Origin of the sequence: Citrobacter sp. RHBSTW-00599 (genome assembly GCF_013784065.1) — a bacterium.
In the GTDB taxonomy this organism is placed as follows: domain Bacteria; phylum Pseudomonadota; class Gammaproteobacteria; order Enterobacterales; family Enterobacteriaceae; genus Citrobacter; species Citrobacter braakii.
This window is the reverse complement of the sequence record NZ_CP056717.1, coordinates 3,481,868-3,496,793: the sequence shown is the minus strand read 5'-3', so window position 1 is coordinate 3,496,793 and position 14,926 is coordinate 3,481,868. Positions and strand designations below refer to the sequence as shown.

Annotated in this window: 16 protein-coding genes; 5 read left to right on the top strand and 11 right to left on the bottom strand. The window is 52.4% G+C overall.

What is annotated here, in order from left to right; translation table 11 throughout:
• Positions 1 to 6: 6 nt before the first annotated feature.
• The gene (modF, locus tag HV243_RS17235) at positions 7 to 1,479 is read right to left on the bottom strand and encodes a molybdate ABC transporter ATP-binding protein ModF (RefSeq protein WP_049042046.1); all 1,473 of its coding nucleotides are present in this window, start codon (positions 1,477 to 1,479) and stop codon (positions 7 to 9) included.
• A gap of 67 nt (positions 1,480 to 1,546) precedes the next feature.
• A complete protein-coding gene (modE, locus tag HV243_RS17230; RefSeq protein ID WP_016152325.1) occupies positions 1,547 to 2,335 on the bottom strand; it encodes a molybdenum-dependent transcriptional regulator in 789 nt (262 codons plus the stop codon).
• A gap of 130 nt (positions 2,336 to 2,465) precedes the next feature.
• Between modE and HV243_RS17225 the strand changes: the two genes are divergently transcribed.
• The 4 genes from HV243_RS17225 to modC all read left to right on the top strand — a co-directional run bounded on the left by HV243_RS17225 (position 2,466) and on the right by modC (position 5,340).
• Complete coding sequence (locus tag HV243_RS17225; protein WP_003023026.1) at positions 2,466 to 2,615, top strand: AcrZ family multidrug efflux pump-associated protein; 150 nt, start codon at positions 2,466 to 2,468, stop codon at positions 2,613 to 2,615.
• 201 nt (positions 2,616 to 2,816) lie between these two features.
• Positions 2,817 to 3,590, top strand: a complete 774-nt coding sequence (gene modA / locus HV243_RS17220; RefSeq protein ID WP_016152326.1) for a molybdate ABC transporter substrate-binding protein — start codon at positions 2,817 to 2,819, stop codon at positions 3,588 to 3,590.
• Positions 3,590 to 4,279: a molybdate ABC transporter permease subunit gene (gene modB, locus HV243_RS17215; RefSeq protein ID WP_016152327.1), complete on the top strand. Its 690-nt coding sequence runs from the start codon at positions 3,590 to 3,592 to the stop codon at positions 4,277 to 4,279. Before modA ends, modB begins: the two co-directional genes overlap by 1 nt.
• Before the next feature lie 2 nt (positions 4,280 to 4,281).
• Positions 4,282 to 5,340 carry a molybdenum ABC transporter ATP-binding protein ModC gene (gene modC, locus HV243_RS17210; protein WP_016152328.1) on the top strand — a complete coding sequence of 353 codons (1,059 nt, stop codon included), beginning with the start codon at positions 4,282 to 4,284 and terminating at the stop codon, positions 5,338 to 5,340.
• Here the strand turns inward: modC and HV243_RS17205 are convergent, their stop codons facing one another.
• A complete protein-coding gene (locus tag HV243_RS17205; protein ID WP_016152329.1) occupies positions 5,341 to 6,159 on the bottom strand; it encodes a pyridoxal phosphatase in 819 nt (272 codons plus the stop codon).
• A 165-nt stretch (positions 6,160 to 6,324) separates the two neighbouring features.
• On the opposite strand from HV243_RS17205, the gene pgl reads away from it, so the two are divergent.
• Entirely contained in the window at positions 6,325 to 7,320 is a 996-nt protein-coding gene (pgl, locus tag HV243_RS17200) for a 6-phosphogluconolactonase (protein ID WP_049042052.1), read from the top strand.
• Between the two features lie 115 nt (positions 7,321 to 7,435).
• Here pgl and HV243_RS17195 read toward each other — a convergent pair whose 3' ends face one another.
• From HV243_RS17195 to HV243_RS17160, 8 genes are all read right to left on the bottom strand, one after another.
• A complete protein-coding gene (locus HV243_RS17195; protein ID WP_047359461.1) occupies positions 7,436 to 8,833 on the bottom strand; it encodes a hypothetical protein in 1,398 nt (465 codons plus the stop codon).
• Positions 8,834 to 8,847: 14 nt separating this feature from the next.
• Positions 8,848 to 9,624, bottom strand: a complete 777-nt coding sequence (locus HV243_RS17190) for a M23 family metallopeptidase (protein WP_242672062.1) — start codon at positions 9,622 to 9,624, stop codon at positions 8,848 to 8,850.
• Positions 9,625 to 9,636: 12 nt separating this feature from the next.
• Positions 9,637 to 10,434, bottom strand: coding sequence for an A24 family peptidase (locus HV243_RS17185; RefSeq protein WP_080859027.1), 798 nt, complete (start codon positions 10,432 to 10,434; stop codon positions 9,637 to 9,639).
• 12 nt (positions 10,435 to 10,446) lie between these two features.
• The gene (locus HV243_RS17180) at positions 10,447 to 11,484 is read right to left on the bottom strand and encodes a type II secretion system F family protein (RefSeq protein ID WP_053389686.1); all 1,038 of its coding nucleotides are present in this window, start codon (positions 11,482 to 11,484) and stop codon (positions 10,447 to 10,449) included.
• Positions 11,468 to 12,850: an ATPase, T2SS/T4P/T4SS family gene (locus HV243_RS17175; RefSeq protein ID WP_115191215.1), complete on the bottom strand. Its 1,383-nt coding sequence runs from the start codon at positions 12,848 to 12,850 to the stop codon at positions 11,468 to 11,470. Before HV243_RS17175 ends, HV243_RS17180 begins: the two co-directional genes overlap by 17 nt.
• Before the next feature lie 143 nt (positions 12,851 to 12,993).
• Positions 12,994 to 13,530: a hypothetical protein gene (locus HV243_RS17170; RefSeq protein ID WP_053389688.1), complete on the bottom strand. Its 537-nt coding sequence runs from the start codon at positions 13,528 to 13,530 to the stop codon at positions 12,994 to 12,996.
• On the bottom strand, positions 13,512 to 14,369 hold the full coding sequence (locus HV243_RS17165) for a hypothetical protein (protein ID WP_053389689.1): 858 nt from the start codon (positions 14,367 to 14,369) through the stop codon (positions 13,512 to 13,514). The genes HV243_RS17170 and HV243_RS17165 overlap by 19 nt, the downstream gene beginning before the upstream one ends.
• 4 nt (positions 14,370 to 14,373) lie before the next feature.
• A complete protein-coding gene (locus tag HV243_RS17160; protein ID WP_053389690.1) occupies positions 14,374 to 14,919 on the bottom strand; it encodes a hypothetical protein in 546 nt (181 codons plus the stop codon).
• Between the last annotated feature and the right edge of the window lie 7 nt (positions 14,920 to 14,926).

The following is a 14,926-nucleotide window of genomic DNA, read 5'->3' as shown; positions in this document are numbered from 1 at the left end:
TGAAAACTAACGCAGAGACGTTAGTCGATAGGCGTAGATGTCGTTCTCGGGCACAAACTCCAGTCGATGGGTAATGCAGGCTGGGGCATCTTCGGCGTGGTGAGAGACGAACAGCAGTTGAGTTTCACCTTCACCGATTAGCACATCCACAAAACGGCGAATCAGTTGGCGATTGAGCGGATCTAACCCTTGCAAAGGCTCGTCAAGGATCAACAACGTCGGGTGTTTAACCAGCGCGCGAACAATTAGTGCCAGCCGCTGCTGTCCCCAGGAAAGACTATGAAATGGCGCATCCGCGGTACGTTTATCGAAGCCAAGGATATCCAGCCACTGTTGCACCAGCTTGTGCTGCCTGTCGGAAACGGCCTGATAGATGCCGATTGAATCAAAATAACCAGAGAGAATAACGTTGCGAACTGTGGTACTCACCCGGTAATCCAGATGCAGACTGCTGCTGACGTAGCCGATGTGTTTTTTGATATCCCAGATAGTTTCACCGCTGCCACGGCGACGGCCAAACAGGGTCAGGTCGTTGCTGTAGCCCTGGGGGTGATCGCCGGTGATTAAACTGAGCAGAGTTGATTTTCCCGCTCCGTTGGGGCCGACGATTTGCCAGTGTTCCCCCGGATTTACCTGCCAGCTCAAATGGTGAAGGATAGGGCGATCGTTATACGAGACCGTGCCATCGTTAAGCACAATTCGCGGCTCGTTATCTGACAACGTACGGCGCACCGAAGGCTCGTCCGGTTCAGGTAACTGAATTCCTTCCAGCCGCTCGCTATGGGCAAGCTGAGCGATTAATGCCTGTTGCAGAAGGTCGGTTTTTGCGCCGGTTTCTGTCAGCGTGCAATCGGCAAGTACGCCAGCAAACTGCACGAATTCGGGAATTTCATCAAAGCGGTTAAGTACCAGCACCAGCGTAAAGCCGGCCTGATGCAACTCCGCGAGCAGTTCTGCTAACTGACGGCGTGACGCCACGTCCAGCCCGTCAAAGGGCTCATCAAGGATCAGTAAATCTGGCGCGGACATTAACGCCTGACAGAGCAGGGTTTTGCGTGTTTCACCGGTGGAAAGGTATTTGAAACGCCTGTTGAGCAGGGAAGAAATGCCAAACTGCTGCGCCAACGCAGCGCAGCGGGCGGGATCGTTGACCTCATCCTGGATGATTTCGGCGGTGGTGCGCCCGGTGTCGTCTTCACCGGGACTAAGAAGATCGGTGTTGTTTCGCTGCCACTCGTCGCTGACTAGCTTTTGTAGCTGCTCAAAGGAGAGTCGGGTAATACGCGTGAACTGACAGTGGCGCTCGCCTTTCAGAAGCGGCAGCTCACCCGCCAGTGCGCGGGCCAGCGCGGATTTCCCGCTCCCGTTAGCGCCAACAAACGCCCAGCTATCACCCGCGTTTAACGTCAACGCATCTAACTGGAGCGTTTTTGTGTCGCTAAGACGAAACGTGCCTTGCGAAATTTGCAACGATGACATTTTGTATCCCATTATTTGCAGCGATTAATAACAGGGATACGTGTTCTTCAGGCTGATGTCAATCTACTCAGCACAGGGTGGCGATAATCACTCTGTCTGCATTAAACCAGGCGGTGACGTTAGCGCCTTCTTGCAGCGTTGCGGCGTCTTGGGCCGGAACGGTGGCGCACAGCGTCTGGCCGTCTGGCAACGTCATCAGCACTTCACACTGTTCCGCTCCACGTTCAATATGGCTAATCGTGCCCTGCAACTGGTTATCGGCGGCCTGAGCGATGGCGTCGTCCTGAGTGATTCCCACCCACGGCGCTTTCAGCAGAATCAGTACTTCTTTGCCTTCCTCAAGACCCAGACGCTCGCCGCTTTGCGCAGTGATCGCCACTTTCAGGCGCGTTTCGCCATCGGCCAGCAGGACGTCGACATGCTGCTGGACCTGATCGTGGTCGCGGGCGGTGATTGTGCCAAACCATTGGTTACGGGCGCTGGTTTGCAGTGAAAATCGAGAGATAGCCGCCAGCAGGCTATTGAGCGGTAGCGCATCGTCATCGCTCAAAACATCAAAGGCTTTTTGTTGGATCTGCGCCAGCAAATCATACAACTGGATTAAGCGTTGGCCGTAGCGCGTTAATACCGCGCCGCCGCCGCCTTTGCCGCCTGTGGCGCGCTCAACCAGCGTCTGCTCGCTGAGTTGGTTCATTTCGTTAATCGCATCCCAGGCGCTTTTGTAGCTAATACCTGCATCCTTCGCGCCCTGACTGATAGAGCCGGAAAGCGCAATATGCTTAAGCAGAGAAATGCGACGGGGATCGGCAAACAGTTTTTGCTGAAGTTTCAGCGTAAGAAGGATTTCGGCCTGCATCACAAGCTCCTGGCAAAAAAGGGTATTGTGACGGAAAACCGTGCCTGAGCAAAGCCGACCGCACAAAAGGGGAGTGCTTTTCTGCGTTATGTGGTTAGAATACAGCTAAGGACTACATCTGGAGTTGACCATGTTAGAGTTATTGAAAAGTCTGGTATTCGCCGTAATCATGGTACCTGTGGTAATGGCCATCATTCTGGGTCTGATTTACGGACTGGGTGAAGTGTTCAACATTTTCTCCGGTATCGGTCAAAAAGACCAGTCCAGACAGAATCATTGATTCCCCAAACGCCCGCTCAGTCGGGCGTTTATATTTTTTATGCCTTCCAACCCATTTTCTCAGTCTACCGTTTCTCAAGATCCTGCTTTCCCTGCCGATATTTTCTTCGTGTAACCTCAAATTGGTATCAATAACCACTGGGAAAATCCTGGTTTACTCGTTATATTTGCGAATACATAACGAAACGCAAAGGAGTTACAGATGGCACGTACATGGTTACGCTTGTTTGCCGGGGCAACACTTTCTCTTACTGTTGCCGGGCATGCGCTGGCGGATGAAGGAAAGATTACTGTTTTCGCAGCGGCTTCACTGACTAACGCGATGCAGGATATTGCGACGCAATACAAAAAAGAGAAGAACGTTGATGTTGTCTCCTCTTTTGCGTCTTCTTCCACGCTGGCGCGCCAGATTGAAGCAGGCGCTCCGGCCGATCTGTTTATCTCTGCCGATCAGAAATGGATGGATTACGCGGTAGACAAAAAGTCGATTGATACCGCAACGCGTGAAACGCTGTTGGGTAACAGCCTGGTGGTTGTCGCACCGAAAGACAGTGCGCAGAAAGACTTCACCATCGACAGCAAAACCAACTGGACCCGTTTGTTAAATGGTGGGCGTCTGGCCGTTGGCGATCCGGAACATGTTCCGGCGGGCATTTATGCTAAAGAAGCGCTGCAAAAATTGGGGGCATGGGATACCCTGGCCCCGAAACTGGCACCTGCCGAAGATGTGCGCGGTGCGCTGGCGCTGGTAGAGCGTAACGAAGCGCCGCTGGGGATCGTTTATGGTTCCGATGCTGTCGCCAGCAAGGGCGTAAAAGTTGTTGCGACTTTCCCGGAAGATTCACACAAAAAAGTGGAATACCCTATCGCAATTGTTGATGGGCACAAAAACGCAACGGTCAGCGCGTTCTATGATTACCTGAAAGGACCGCAGGCTGCTGAAATCTTTAAACGTTATGGATTTACGACCAAGTAATGATACTGACCGATCCTGAATGGCAGGCCGTTATACTGAGCCTGAAAGTTTCTTCCCTGGCTGTGTTGTTTAGTCTGCCGTTTGGGATCTTCTTTGCCTGGCTGCTTGTGCGATGCAAGTTCCCGGGCAAAGCGCTGCTCGACAGCGTTCTGCATTTGCCGCTGGTACTGCCGCCGGTCGTGGTGGGCTATCTGCTGTTGGTTGCCATGGGACGCCGCGGATTCATTGGCGAATGGCTGTACGACTGGTTTGGCATTACCTTTGCCTTTAGCTGGCGCGGTGCGGTACTGGCTGCGGCGGTGATGTCTTTCCCGCTTATGGTTCGGGCTATTCGTCTGGCGCTGGAAGGTGTCGATGTCAAGCTGGAGCAGGCGGCCCGCACGCTGGGCGCTGGACGCTGGCGCGTATTTGTCACGATTACTTTACCGCTGATGCTTCCCGGCATTATTGTCGGTACGGTGCTGGCGTTCGCGCGTTCCCTCGGGGAATTTGGCGCAACGATTACCTTTGTCTCCAATATTCCTGGCGAAACCCGCACTATCCCGTCGGCGATGTATACCCTGATCCAGACCCCTGGCGGCGAAAGTGCGGCGGCAAGGTTATGTATCATTTCTATTGTGTTAGCGCTGATTTCACTGCTGATTTCTGAATGGCTGGCGCGTATTAGCCGTGAACGGACGGGGCGGTAATCATGCTGGAACTTAATTTCTCCCAGACGCTGGGGACGCATTGCCTGACGCTCAACGAAACGCTGCCAGCCAGTGGGATCACCGCTATTTTTGGCGTTTCCGGTGCGGGTAAAACCTCGCTGATTAACGCCATCAGCGGCCTGACGCAGCCGCAGTCCGGGCGCATCGTGCTTAACGGACGGGTTTTGAACGACGTCGAGAACGGTATCTGTTTAACGCCCGAAAAACGCCGGGTGGGCTATGTTTTCCAGGATGCGCGCCTGTTTCCACATTATAAAGTGCGCGGCAACCTGCGTTACGGTATGGCGAAAAGTATGGCCGGACAGTTTGATAAGCTGGTGGCCCTGTTGGGCATTGAATCGCTGCTTGACCGTCTGCCCGGCGGGCTTTCTGGCGGTGAAAAACAGCGCGTAGCCATCGGTCGGGCGCTGCTTACCGCGCCGGAACTGTTGTTGCTTGATGAGCCGTTAGCCTCGCTGGATATCCCGCGTAAGCGCGAACTGTTGCCTTACCTGCAACGCCTGGCGCGTGAAATTAATATTCCGATGCTGTACGTCAGCCACTCGCTCGATGAAATCTTGCACCTGGCAGACAAAGTGATGGTGCTGGAAAACGGGCAGGTCAAAGCGTTCGGTTCGCTGGAAGATGTCTGGGGCAGCAGCGTGATGCATCCGTGGCTACCAAAGGAACAGCAAAGCAGCATTCTGAAAGTCAGCGTGCTGGAACATCATCCACATTACGCAATGACTGCACTGGCGCTTGGCGATCAGCATCTATGGGTCAATAAGCTGGATCAACCGCTGCAAACTGCGCTGCGTATTCGTATTCAGGCATCTGATGTTTCGCTGGTGCTTCAACCGCCGCAGCAGACCAGTATTCGTAACGTGCTGCGGGCGAAAGTCGCGCAGTGCTATGACGATAATGGTCAGGTGGAGGTTCAGCTTGAAGTGGGCGGTAAAACGCTGTGGGCGAGGATCAGCCCGTGGGCCAGGGATGAACTGGGTATCAAACCTGGCCTGTGGCTGTACGCGCAAATTAAGAGCGTATCGATTACCGCGTGATTACAGCAGGTGGGAGTAGATAAATTTCGCGATGCTGTCGGTGGTATTGTCACCAATTACGATGTTGGCGCGGGCTTTGACCGCGTCGTCCGCATTACCCATCGCCACGCCGGTACCTGCGGCTTCCAGCATGCTGATATCGTTAAAGTTGTCACCAAAGGCAATGACGTTTTCCATTGACCCGCCCTGTGCTTCAATCCACTGGGTAAGGCGTCGTCCTTTGCTGTTGCCTTTACGGGCAATGTCGACCTGATCGTGCCAGGACCATTCACACTCCAGCCCCAACTGTTGTTCAACATGCTTACCAAACTGCTGCAGTTTCGGAATATCTTCGTCGGTGAGGGCAAATTTCCAGACGGCGTTAACGTCATGTGCGGCCTGCGCCAGCGAAGGCACCTGGGTGAAGGTAGGGCGCTGTTCCGGCGGCAGGGTTTGCGCCCAGTTAGCGGTACGCACCACATGCCCGGTTGGGCGCTCATACAGCATGGCCTCATCCACATACATCAGCCCGTGGATCTGATGTTCATCCAGCATTTCGATCAGCTGTAATGCCTGGTTTACCGGAAGGGGATCGGATTCCAGTACCGTTTTTGCCTGATAATCATACAAGTAGGTGCCGTTGCAGCAAATTGCAGGTGTATCCAGCGCCAGTGCCTGATAAAAAGGATGAATAGCAACGTGATGGCGACCTGTGACAATGATAAGTTGGTATCCTGCTTCTCTGGCGCGCGCGAGCGCTTCAAGAGAGGATGGCAGCAAGGTTTTTTTCGGGGTCAACAGGGTACCGTCTAAATCCAGGGCAATCACGCGTGCGGTCATAGTTATTTCCAGATTAAGGTTGAGAATTTTGTCTGCTGGAATGGTACACCGAGACGGGAGCCGGACAAAATTCTGCGCCTTAATTAAGCATTCACCGTTAAAAGCGTCTACCTTAGGCGTGTGTCAGGCAATTGCAGCCACCTGCCAAAAAGCAAAGGAGTATTCATGAAGCAAACCGTTTATACCGCCAGCCCTGAAAGTCAGCAAATCCACGTCTGGAGCCTGAATCATGATGGTTCTTTGACGCTGACGCAGGTGGTTGATGTGCCGGGTCAGGTACAGCCGATGGTCGTCAGCCCGGATAAGCGCTACCTCTATGTTGGCGTGCGCCCGGAATTTCGCGTGTTGGCTTACCGCATTGCGCCTGATGACGGTGCGCTGACCTTCGCGGCGGAGTCTGCGCTGCCGGGTAGCCCGACGCATATTTCTACCGATCATCAGGGACGTTTCGTGTTTGTCGGCTCTTATAACGCCGGGAGCGTGAGCGTCACGCGTCTGGAAGATGGCCTGCCGGTGGAACAGGTTGACGTGGTTGAAGGTCTGGACGGCTGCCACTCGGCCAACATCTCACCGGATAACCGTATCCTGTGGGTTCCGGCGTTGAAACAGGATCGTATCTGTCTGTTTGAGGTAAGCGATGATGGACATCTGGTGGCGCAGGAACCGGCGGAAGTGACCACCGTTGAAGGTGCTGGCCCGCGTCATATGACGTTCCATCCGAATAAGCAATTTGCCTACTGTGTGAATGAGCTGAACAGCTCCGTTGACGTCTGGGCGCTGAAAGATCCGTACGGCAAGATTGAGTGTGTGCAGACGCTGGATATGATGCCGGCTGATTTCACTGATACCCGTTGGGCAGCGGATATTCACATTACACCGGATGGTCGTCATCTGTACGCCTGTGACCGCACCGCAAGCCTGATTACGATCTTTAGCGTGTCTGAAGATGGCAGCGTGCTGACCAAAGAGGGTTTCCAGCCTACTGAAACTCAGCCGCGCGGTTTTAATATCGATCACAGCGGTAAGTACCTGATTGCCGCCGGGCAAAAATCGCACCATATCGCGGTGTATGAGATTGCTGGCGAGCAGGGGCTGCTGGCAGAGAAGGGGCGTTATGCGGTGGGTCAGGGACCGATGTGGGTCGTGGTGAACGCCTACTAACGCCATCAGTTAGAGCAGGAAAAGCCTGTCCAAAGATAAAAAGCGAGGTTTACATCCGTGTGAACCTCGCGGGGAAAAAATTAACTCATACGGCGCAGACGCCGCCGGTCAGCTATTAATACCGCGTCTTGTAGGCACAATTAGCCTTAAGGTATTCCTCTTCTGTTGCCCCATTAAGTTCTGCCCCGTCAGGGACTACTTCAGGGCCTTCTGAACATTTCCAGTCATATTTGCGAAGACTAACCCCCACTCCACCTCGTGTACCGTCCACGGACACGTTATTCTTTGCCATACGGGAGGGACCATTTAACACCATATGATCGAGAGATTTAAGGTTCACCTCCAGATAGTCAATATTTTTGAAATCCAGAAGAGGCCCATAGTTGCCGTAACCGACATATTTGTCGTCGTGTCCGTCGTTGCTTATATCTCCATTCCAGTGAAAGTCGGACGCAAACAGATTTATATTTCTGTAAGAGCTAAAACCTTTATTATAAAATGGTACCATATAGCTGATAGGTTCACCTAAATTAACCCCCGTCTTGTCCTGCGACGAGACAAATTCCATCTTATAGCTGTCAGGATCGTCAGGAGCAATGTTGGTATATTTAAACGCTATAATGGGAAAAGTATGAAGATCGTGACTTTGAGCTTCAAACCCCATTACCTCAATAACCATATACTTCAGATTATTACTGGGGATATAGATATAGCCGCTGGGGGTATTGCCAGAGCCACCGCAATATAATGGACCTGCATCATTACAGATACTTGAATCTTGCGAATTGAACATAGCAGAAAGGTGGACATCGTTATCTGGATTAGTAACTTTAGCATCATAGGTTCCATCAGGTCGAAGTGTGCGCGTGGTGCCTGGGATGTTCTCTATGCCATTTCCACAGTATTCAAATCCATCATAAAAACCCCGAAAAAATCGCGTTCTCCTGCCATTAAAAGCATGATTTAAATCTTGATTTCTCACTAGATCGGGACAAACTCCATCGTCAAGGTATTTGGGGGAGCCTACCGTATCACCGTTGAATAGATGGTTAGAATAAACCCATACTAACCCTTCCAGATGCTCTGTTGATCCAAGTTGATACAGTTTTCCACCAGAGCTACGGTCCTCATTTCCATCTTCAGCATTAGCCAAAGTAACGTTACACGGGGCTTCGTTCCCAAATGAACAATTTGGCAGATTTGGCCCAACAAGAGAAGCATGCGAACGCCCCCGCTCCTGATCGATTCCCTTAGTTTTCCAGTAAACATTCACGCCTGTGATCTGATAGTTAATACCCGCTGTCTGTCCCAGGCGGCTAAAATCACTCGAAACCTTAACGAGAAAATAATGTGATCCCGGCAGTTTCAGCGGTGGCTGCGGAGGCAGAAAGCCAAAATGCCCTTTGCTGTTCTCTGGCTCCTGAGTGTCGTCACTTGCCAACACTCCTGGGTTAAAAAGCAGCGCTGCCGCCAGCAACCCCGCCGATAAAGCGATCCTTTTCTTTTTTTCCATTATGTAGCTCCTTGTTATACAGCGGAAATAATCTGATATTTACCACTGCGCAACAGCACGACCTGATAGTTGCCAAACACCATACTACCTGGTGCCACGGTGCGCGTTTTGTTGTTAAACCGGACGGTGATCCGGGTTCCGCCCGGTCCCTGAGAAACCAGCACCACCCGAGGCTGAGCGTCGGATTTTTCTTCCGCAGACGCACGCCCGGCGCGCGCCAGCATCGGGGTGTTGTTCAGCAAGGGCTGCGGGTCGAGCGCCACGCCCCGCCAGGCAATTTCCAGATGCAGGTGCGGACCGGTGCTAAAACCGCTGCTGCCGGATGCGGCGATCTCTTCGCCCGCCGTCAGCTTTTCGCCCTTACGCACCCGCGCAGAGGCGAGATGAAAATAGCGACTCAGCCAGCCGTCTGCATGACGGAGAGTGATAAAGTATCCGGTGCCGCGACCGTAGCCGCTCTCCACCACTTCGCCGTCGGCAATTGCATGCACGCTGCTGCCGAATGGCACAGGAATATCCATCCCTTTATGCTGCATCATGCGCCCCAGCACAGGGTGCAGGCGTTGTCCAAATCCTGAGCTGATCTGGCGCTTTGCCACGGGCCAGATAAAGCGTACCGGCGCGTTATCATCAACCACCGCTGCAGCGCTGGACGATATCTGCAGGTTCTCTTCTGACCACACTTGCGCCGCCTGTAATGACGGAACGAAAGCTTGCTGCCAGGCTTGCTCGCAGCTGGTCGTCGCCAGCGGCGCTATTGTCAGCCATACGCTCCATATCAGACACGACACGATCGACCTCCGTCAGAGCAGCAGTAAAAACGCGACCAGCGCGATAGCCGGACCGAACGGAATATAAAAGCGATGTTTGTCATCCTCTTGCGTATAAAAGCACCGCACGCAGGCGTAAAACAGCAGCCCGGTCAGCGCCGAAAAGCAGAGTAATTCCGGCAGGCGCTGCCAGCCAAGCCATGCCCCGCAGGCGGCGTAGAGCTTGACGTCGCCGTAGCCCAGACCGTCGCGTTTGCACAACGTCTCCCACAGCTTCATCACGCCCCACAGCAATAGCCAGGCGGCGGCGACGCCATAAACCGCGTCCTTCACCCGCACCATGGAGTAGCCCGATGCGGCAAGCAGTAGCCCGCCCCAGAGCACGGTGAAGACCAGCGCGTCCGGCAGAATCAGATGTTTAAAATCGATAACCGCCGCGCTGTAGAGCACCATAAACAACAGTGCATACGCCAGCGCGAGCTGAGGAGACCATTGCGGCAGGTAAAACCAGGCCAGCGCCCCCCATACCAGCCCCATCGCCAGTTCAGAAACCGGATAAATAACCGGGATCGCAATGCCGCACTGGCGGCATTTGCCCTTCAGTAACAGCCAACTGAGAACCGGAATATTATCCCAGGGCTTAATATCCGATTTACAGGCAGGGCAGTGCGACGGCGGCCACCACAAATTAACAGCCGCTCCTTCTGAATCATCCTCATCTATTACGCCAAGCATCAGCGGCAGACGATAAATAATCACGTTGGCTAAGCTGCCAAACAGCAATCCAAGTGGGATAAAAATAGCCACCATCCATGGCATTAACAGTTCCATGATTTAATTTTCCTAAAAAGAACCGCTGGCGCCCATCGCCGCCAACTTGTCGCTGAGCGAAAACAACGCGGCAAAAACCCATATTACGCAACCGCCTAATATCAGCGTGGAGAGCGCTTTTAATAACCCGGAAAGTTTAGTGATATATTCCCGAATGTGTTCACGTGATTTATTCGATACCGCCAGCAGCACCTCATTAAACGAGGGTAGCGCGGCGTAAAGGCTGATATTGAGCAGCGTTTCCGTGTTCAGTAAACCCGAATTGAGCGCCTCCCCATAGCTGACGCCTGCCGCCATTTTCTTCTGCATCCCGGCCAGGTGCCAGCGCAGCCAGCGGCTGGAGTTCAGGCTAATAATGCTGAGCGCATCGTTGAGCGGAATGCCGTTTTTTAACATCAGCGCCAGGTTGTTGAGAAAAATAGAGGCGGTCAACTGCTTATACGTTGAGAACGGCATAATTCGGTCAAGAAACTGATTACGAATATTCCCGGTCATTTTGCCCATCGCTATTTTGATCACGGTAACCAGCGCAATAAAACCAATGAGGATATATATCCACAGCCCATTACACAGCGCCATCCCAAAAATATAGAGCGCGCTGGTGACGCCAGGCCATTTTTCAACCGGTACAACGCCTTCAAAAGCCGGGAACACTTTATAAGCATAACCGCCTATCACCACCAGCGACAGGACCAGCATAATGAGCGGGAAGGTGATGGCGCCGACGATTTTCTTGCGCAGCTCGTCGTTATAATTAATTACGTTTACCAGGGTGATAAAACCGTCGGCCAGGCTGCCGCTGCGTTCCGCCGCGTTAATCACGCTCAGTTCAGATTCAGGGACCAGTCCCTCGAAAACCATCGCAATGGAAGTGGTTTTCGCCATTTTCGCGGTCAGATCTTCCAGACGTTTAGCAAATCCTTTGCCGAGCAGTTTTTCCCCTTCCGCGCGTAATTTTTGCAGCGCATCATACAGCGGAAGCTCAGCGTTAATCATATCCGCGCAAAACTGATAAAGATAAATACGCTGTTTCTTACCGAATTTTTTCAACTATTACCTCCAGTTCTTCCTGAACGACTTGTCCAAACTCCATTTGAAACCAGGTCGCGCACACGCGTCCCTGAAGTACCGCCGCCATCGTTTTTTCTTTAATTTCGAATCCTTCGCTCAGGCCGGTCTGTTTTAATCGCTTCGCGCGCCAGACGGTATAAACTTTAAGCCACCTCTGTTCAGCAATGGCCTCCAGCTCGTCATACACCGGCAGCAAATACTCCATCACCAGCTGGCGTCCGCCAATACCGGTATGTTTGCAGGCCGGACAGCCTTCAGCGTTTTTTTCATAAAGCTGGAATTCGCGTCCCTTAATGGCGGTGGTCCGTAAGGACGTTTTACACTGCGGGCACAGTACCGGTATTAGCTTCTGGCACTGTAAGCCCGCAATAAAGCCCGGCGTTGAAAGCTTATCGCTGGTAATACCGAGCGCGGATAAGCGTTGCAATAACGAAACGATGTTGCCTGCGTGCACGGTGGTAAAGCAGTAGTGACCACTTTCCACCGCCCCAGCCAGCGCGTTAGAAGAGATATTGTCGCGAATTTCCCCCACCATCAGCACGTCCGGATCGCGACGCAGCGAGGATTTGATCGCCGAATGGAATCCTCCGGATTCGCCGCTTAATACCGAACTTTGCGTCGCGCCATAGATCTGATATTCGACCGGATCTTCTACGGTCAGAAAACAGCCGCGATTGTCATAGCGGTTGATTTGCATCCATTCCATCAAATTCTTCAGGGTAGTGGATTTCCCCGAACCGGTTGTTCCGGCAATAATATAAGCGCCGTAGGGGTTACTCAGGATCCTTTTGAGGTCGCTAATTTCCTCATCGGAAACGCCAAGCTTATCCAGGCTCGCGACGCTGGCTCTGTCCAGACCCGATGGAATAATACGCAATACCGCGTGATAGCAATCGCTGGTCTCGCCAAATATCGGATAGTGCGCATAGCGGAAGCGGTAGCTTTTCCCCGCCAGCGAATAGAGGATATTGGCGTTTTGCGCAATATTGCGGTTCCAGGTGGTGTCGCGGGTGCTTGCCTCAACGTTGTAGAGCACGAACACCAGCTCATCGCAGCGTGACGCCTTCATTTGTATAAACGGACAAAGCACGCCGTTAATGCGCAGCTCAATATTTGCCACCATATCATTACGGGTGATATGCAGGTCGCTGGCCTTCAATGCCACGGCCTTTTTCAGCATCTCTTCCAGCGCAAGCTGTGTGTTACTGCTTTCCTGCTCAAGCAGCTTACTTCCTGCCGACAGCAGCTGTTCAACGATCAGGTAATAATTTTTCTCAGTAACCTGCGCTATTCCCTTAACCTGAATATTATGGGAAACCTGCAGGCGGTGGCACACCGCCTGCATTGGTGCCAGATTATCAATCAAAGGCGTGGATACCAGTAACCAGGCTTCATCCGCATGTTCAGCAACCAGAATATCGCCGTCATACTCCTGGAATTGCCACTCCTGAGAATGAATGTTCTCCTCGTTAAACTGGATATAATCGATCACTTACCCACTACCTCGACCGTCACGTCATTTGCCTGGTTATGACGCGCAATATAGTCATAACCGCCGTAGCTAAAACGCTGATTCAGCGGCACCATCTTCACGCCGCCGTCGGCGCCGGCAATCGCCACGCGTTTTTGACCCGCGATTTCGGAAATCAGCAGCGGCCGCAGCCCAGGCGCAGATTCTGACGTTGCTCCAGGGGAAGCGCTAATATCATCCATTGTGCTGGCGGTGCTCACCGGCATAACCGCTGCGCTATCCGCCTTTTTCTCACCGCGCAGCTTGCGCAGCTCGCTACGGACTTTTTCCAGCGCAAGCTGATTCGCCAGCTCGCGGTACTGGCTCTCGAAGTTGAAATCTTTTTCTATCATCTCAACAACGTGATCCTGCATCGGCGATACGTCGCTTAACGGCGGCGTGCCTTCCGCTTGCACAACCTGCTGCGCGGGGATGATTTCTGCCGTATCTGCGGCGTAAAGAGCAGGTGAAAGCGTCAACACTATTCCCGCAATGATTAATTTCCCTTTTTGCATGCCAGTCCTCCGGTAACGAGCGTTGAGTTTTCATTGAATACGATTGATTTGATAATAAACGCGTCGGCAAAGGGTTGTTTATTCAACACCAACGACACGCCTGAGAAATCCATTTTAGTCGGTGAGGTGATCGTCCAACCGGCGAACAGCATGCCGAATGACGTTACCGCACTTTTCAGCGCGCTTTCATTTTGCCCAACGGCAGAGGAGGGCATTCCTGTTAATACCAGTTCGGTATTTCGTCCGCCTAATGAGTTCCAGGTGCTGATATAACTTAATACATCGGTACAGACCGGCAGATTAACCGTATTTTTACTCTGCCACGCGCTGAGCCATGGGTGTTTATTCATCCCGGACTCAACGCCCGTATAGTCCAGCGTGTTTTTTGAAAAACTGGGCGACCAGGTTTTGCCCCAGAGATTAATATCGGCCACGCTAAATATCCGCCCTGGATTCAGCGCATAGCTGAGTGAACAGCCCGTACTGGTACATTCAATACTTTTTGGCGCAAAGCCTACCTGCGACAGTTTTTTATTCGCCAGCAAGAGCTGCTCCAGCAGCAGGCTGGCATCAGAAATGCTGCCGCCCGTAAGCGAGTTGCGATAAAAATCTTCGATAGCTTTGATTTTTTGCTGGCGGGCAGCCTGTTCAGCCTGGACTCTGGCCAATCGTTCCTGCTCCGGTTTCCAGATAAAATAGTAATAGCCCGCCCCGCCGCCGCCAGCTAATAAAATCAGTAGCGTAACGACCCAGACGATAATATTACCTCCTCGCCCGGTAGAACCGCCCCCTATAATATTACGACGTTTCCAGAAATAGATATTTTCAGAGACCGCCACGTTCTCATCCTTTTATAAATAATTTCAGCAGTGTCATAAACACCAGTAAAAATACGATGCCGCCTGCTAACAGAGCGCCGATCATCATCTGTCGCCGTTTTTTCTGCCGCCGCTGATGTTCAGTACAGCCTTCAATCACCGCCTCAAAGTGCTGTTCCGTTAACTGAATTAACGGTAGCTCCGCATACTGTGGCGATTCTTTCAGCTGCTCTTTCAGCTTCATCCAGAAGCGTCTGGAGACCAGACGATCGCTGCCCGAAACGGGAGCACCGCGCGAGATAATCAGGAAATAGTAGCTTTCCGCCTGCTCATAGTAATAAATACCGTCACCGTACAGGGCTTTCATCCACAGGGCGAAAGGCTCATATAAGGTGGAGTGTTTAGTACAGAAACCCGTAACCATTTCCCCTTCATCCGACAGGACCGTTAACTGGCGATGGGTTCGCCGTAAATGCGCCAGCCAGTCAAGATAATAAGGTTCGTGAGAGGCAGGCTCGTAGCTCCAGACCAGATCAATTAATACCCGATTTTCTGATAAGTGCTTAAGCATGATGCCC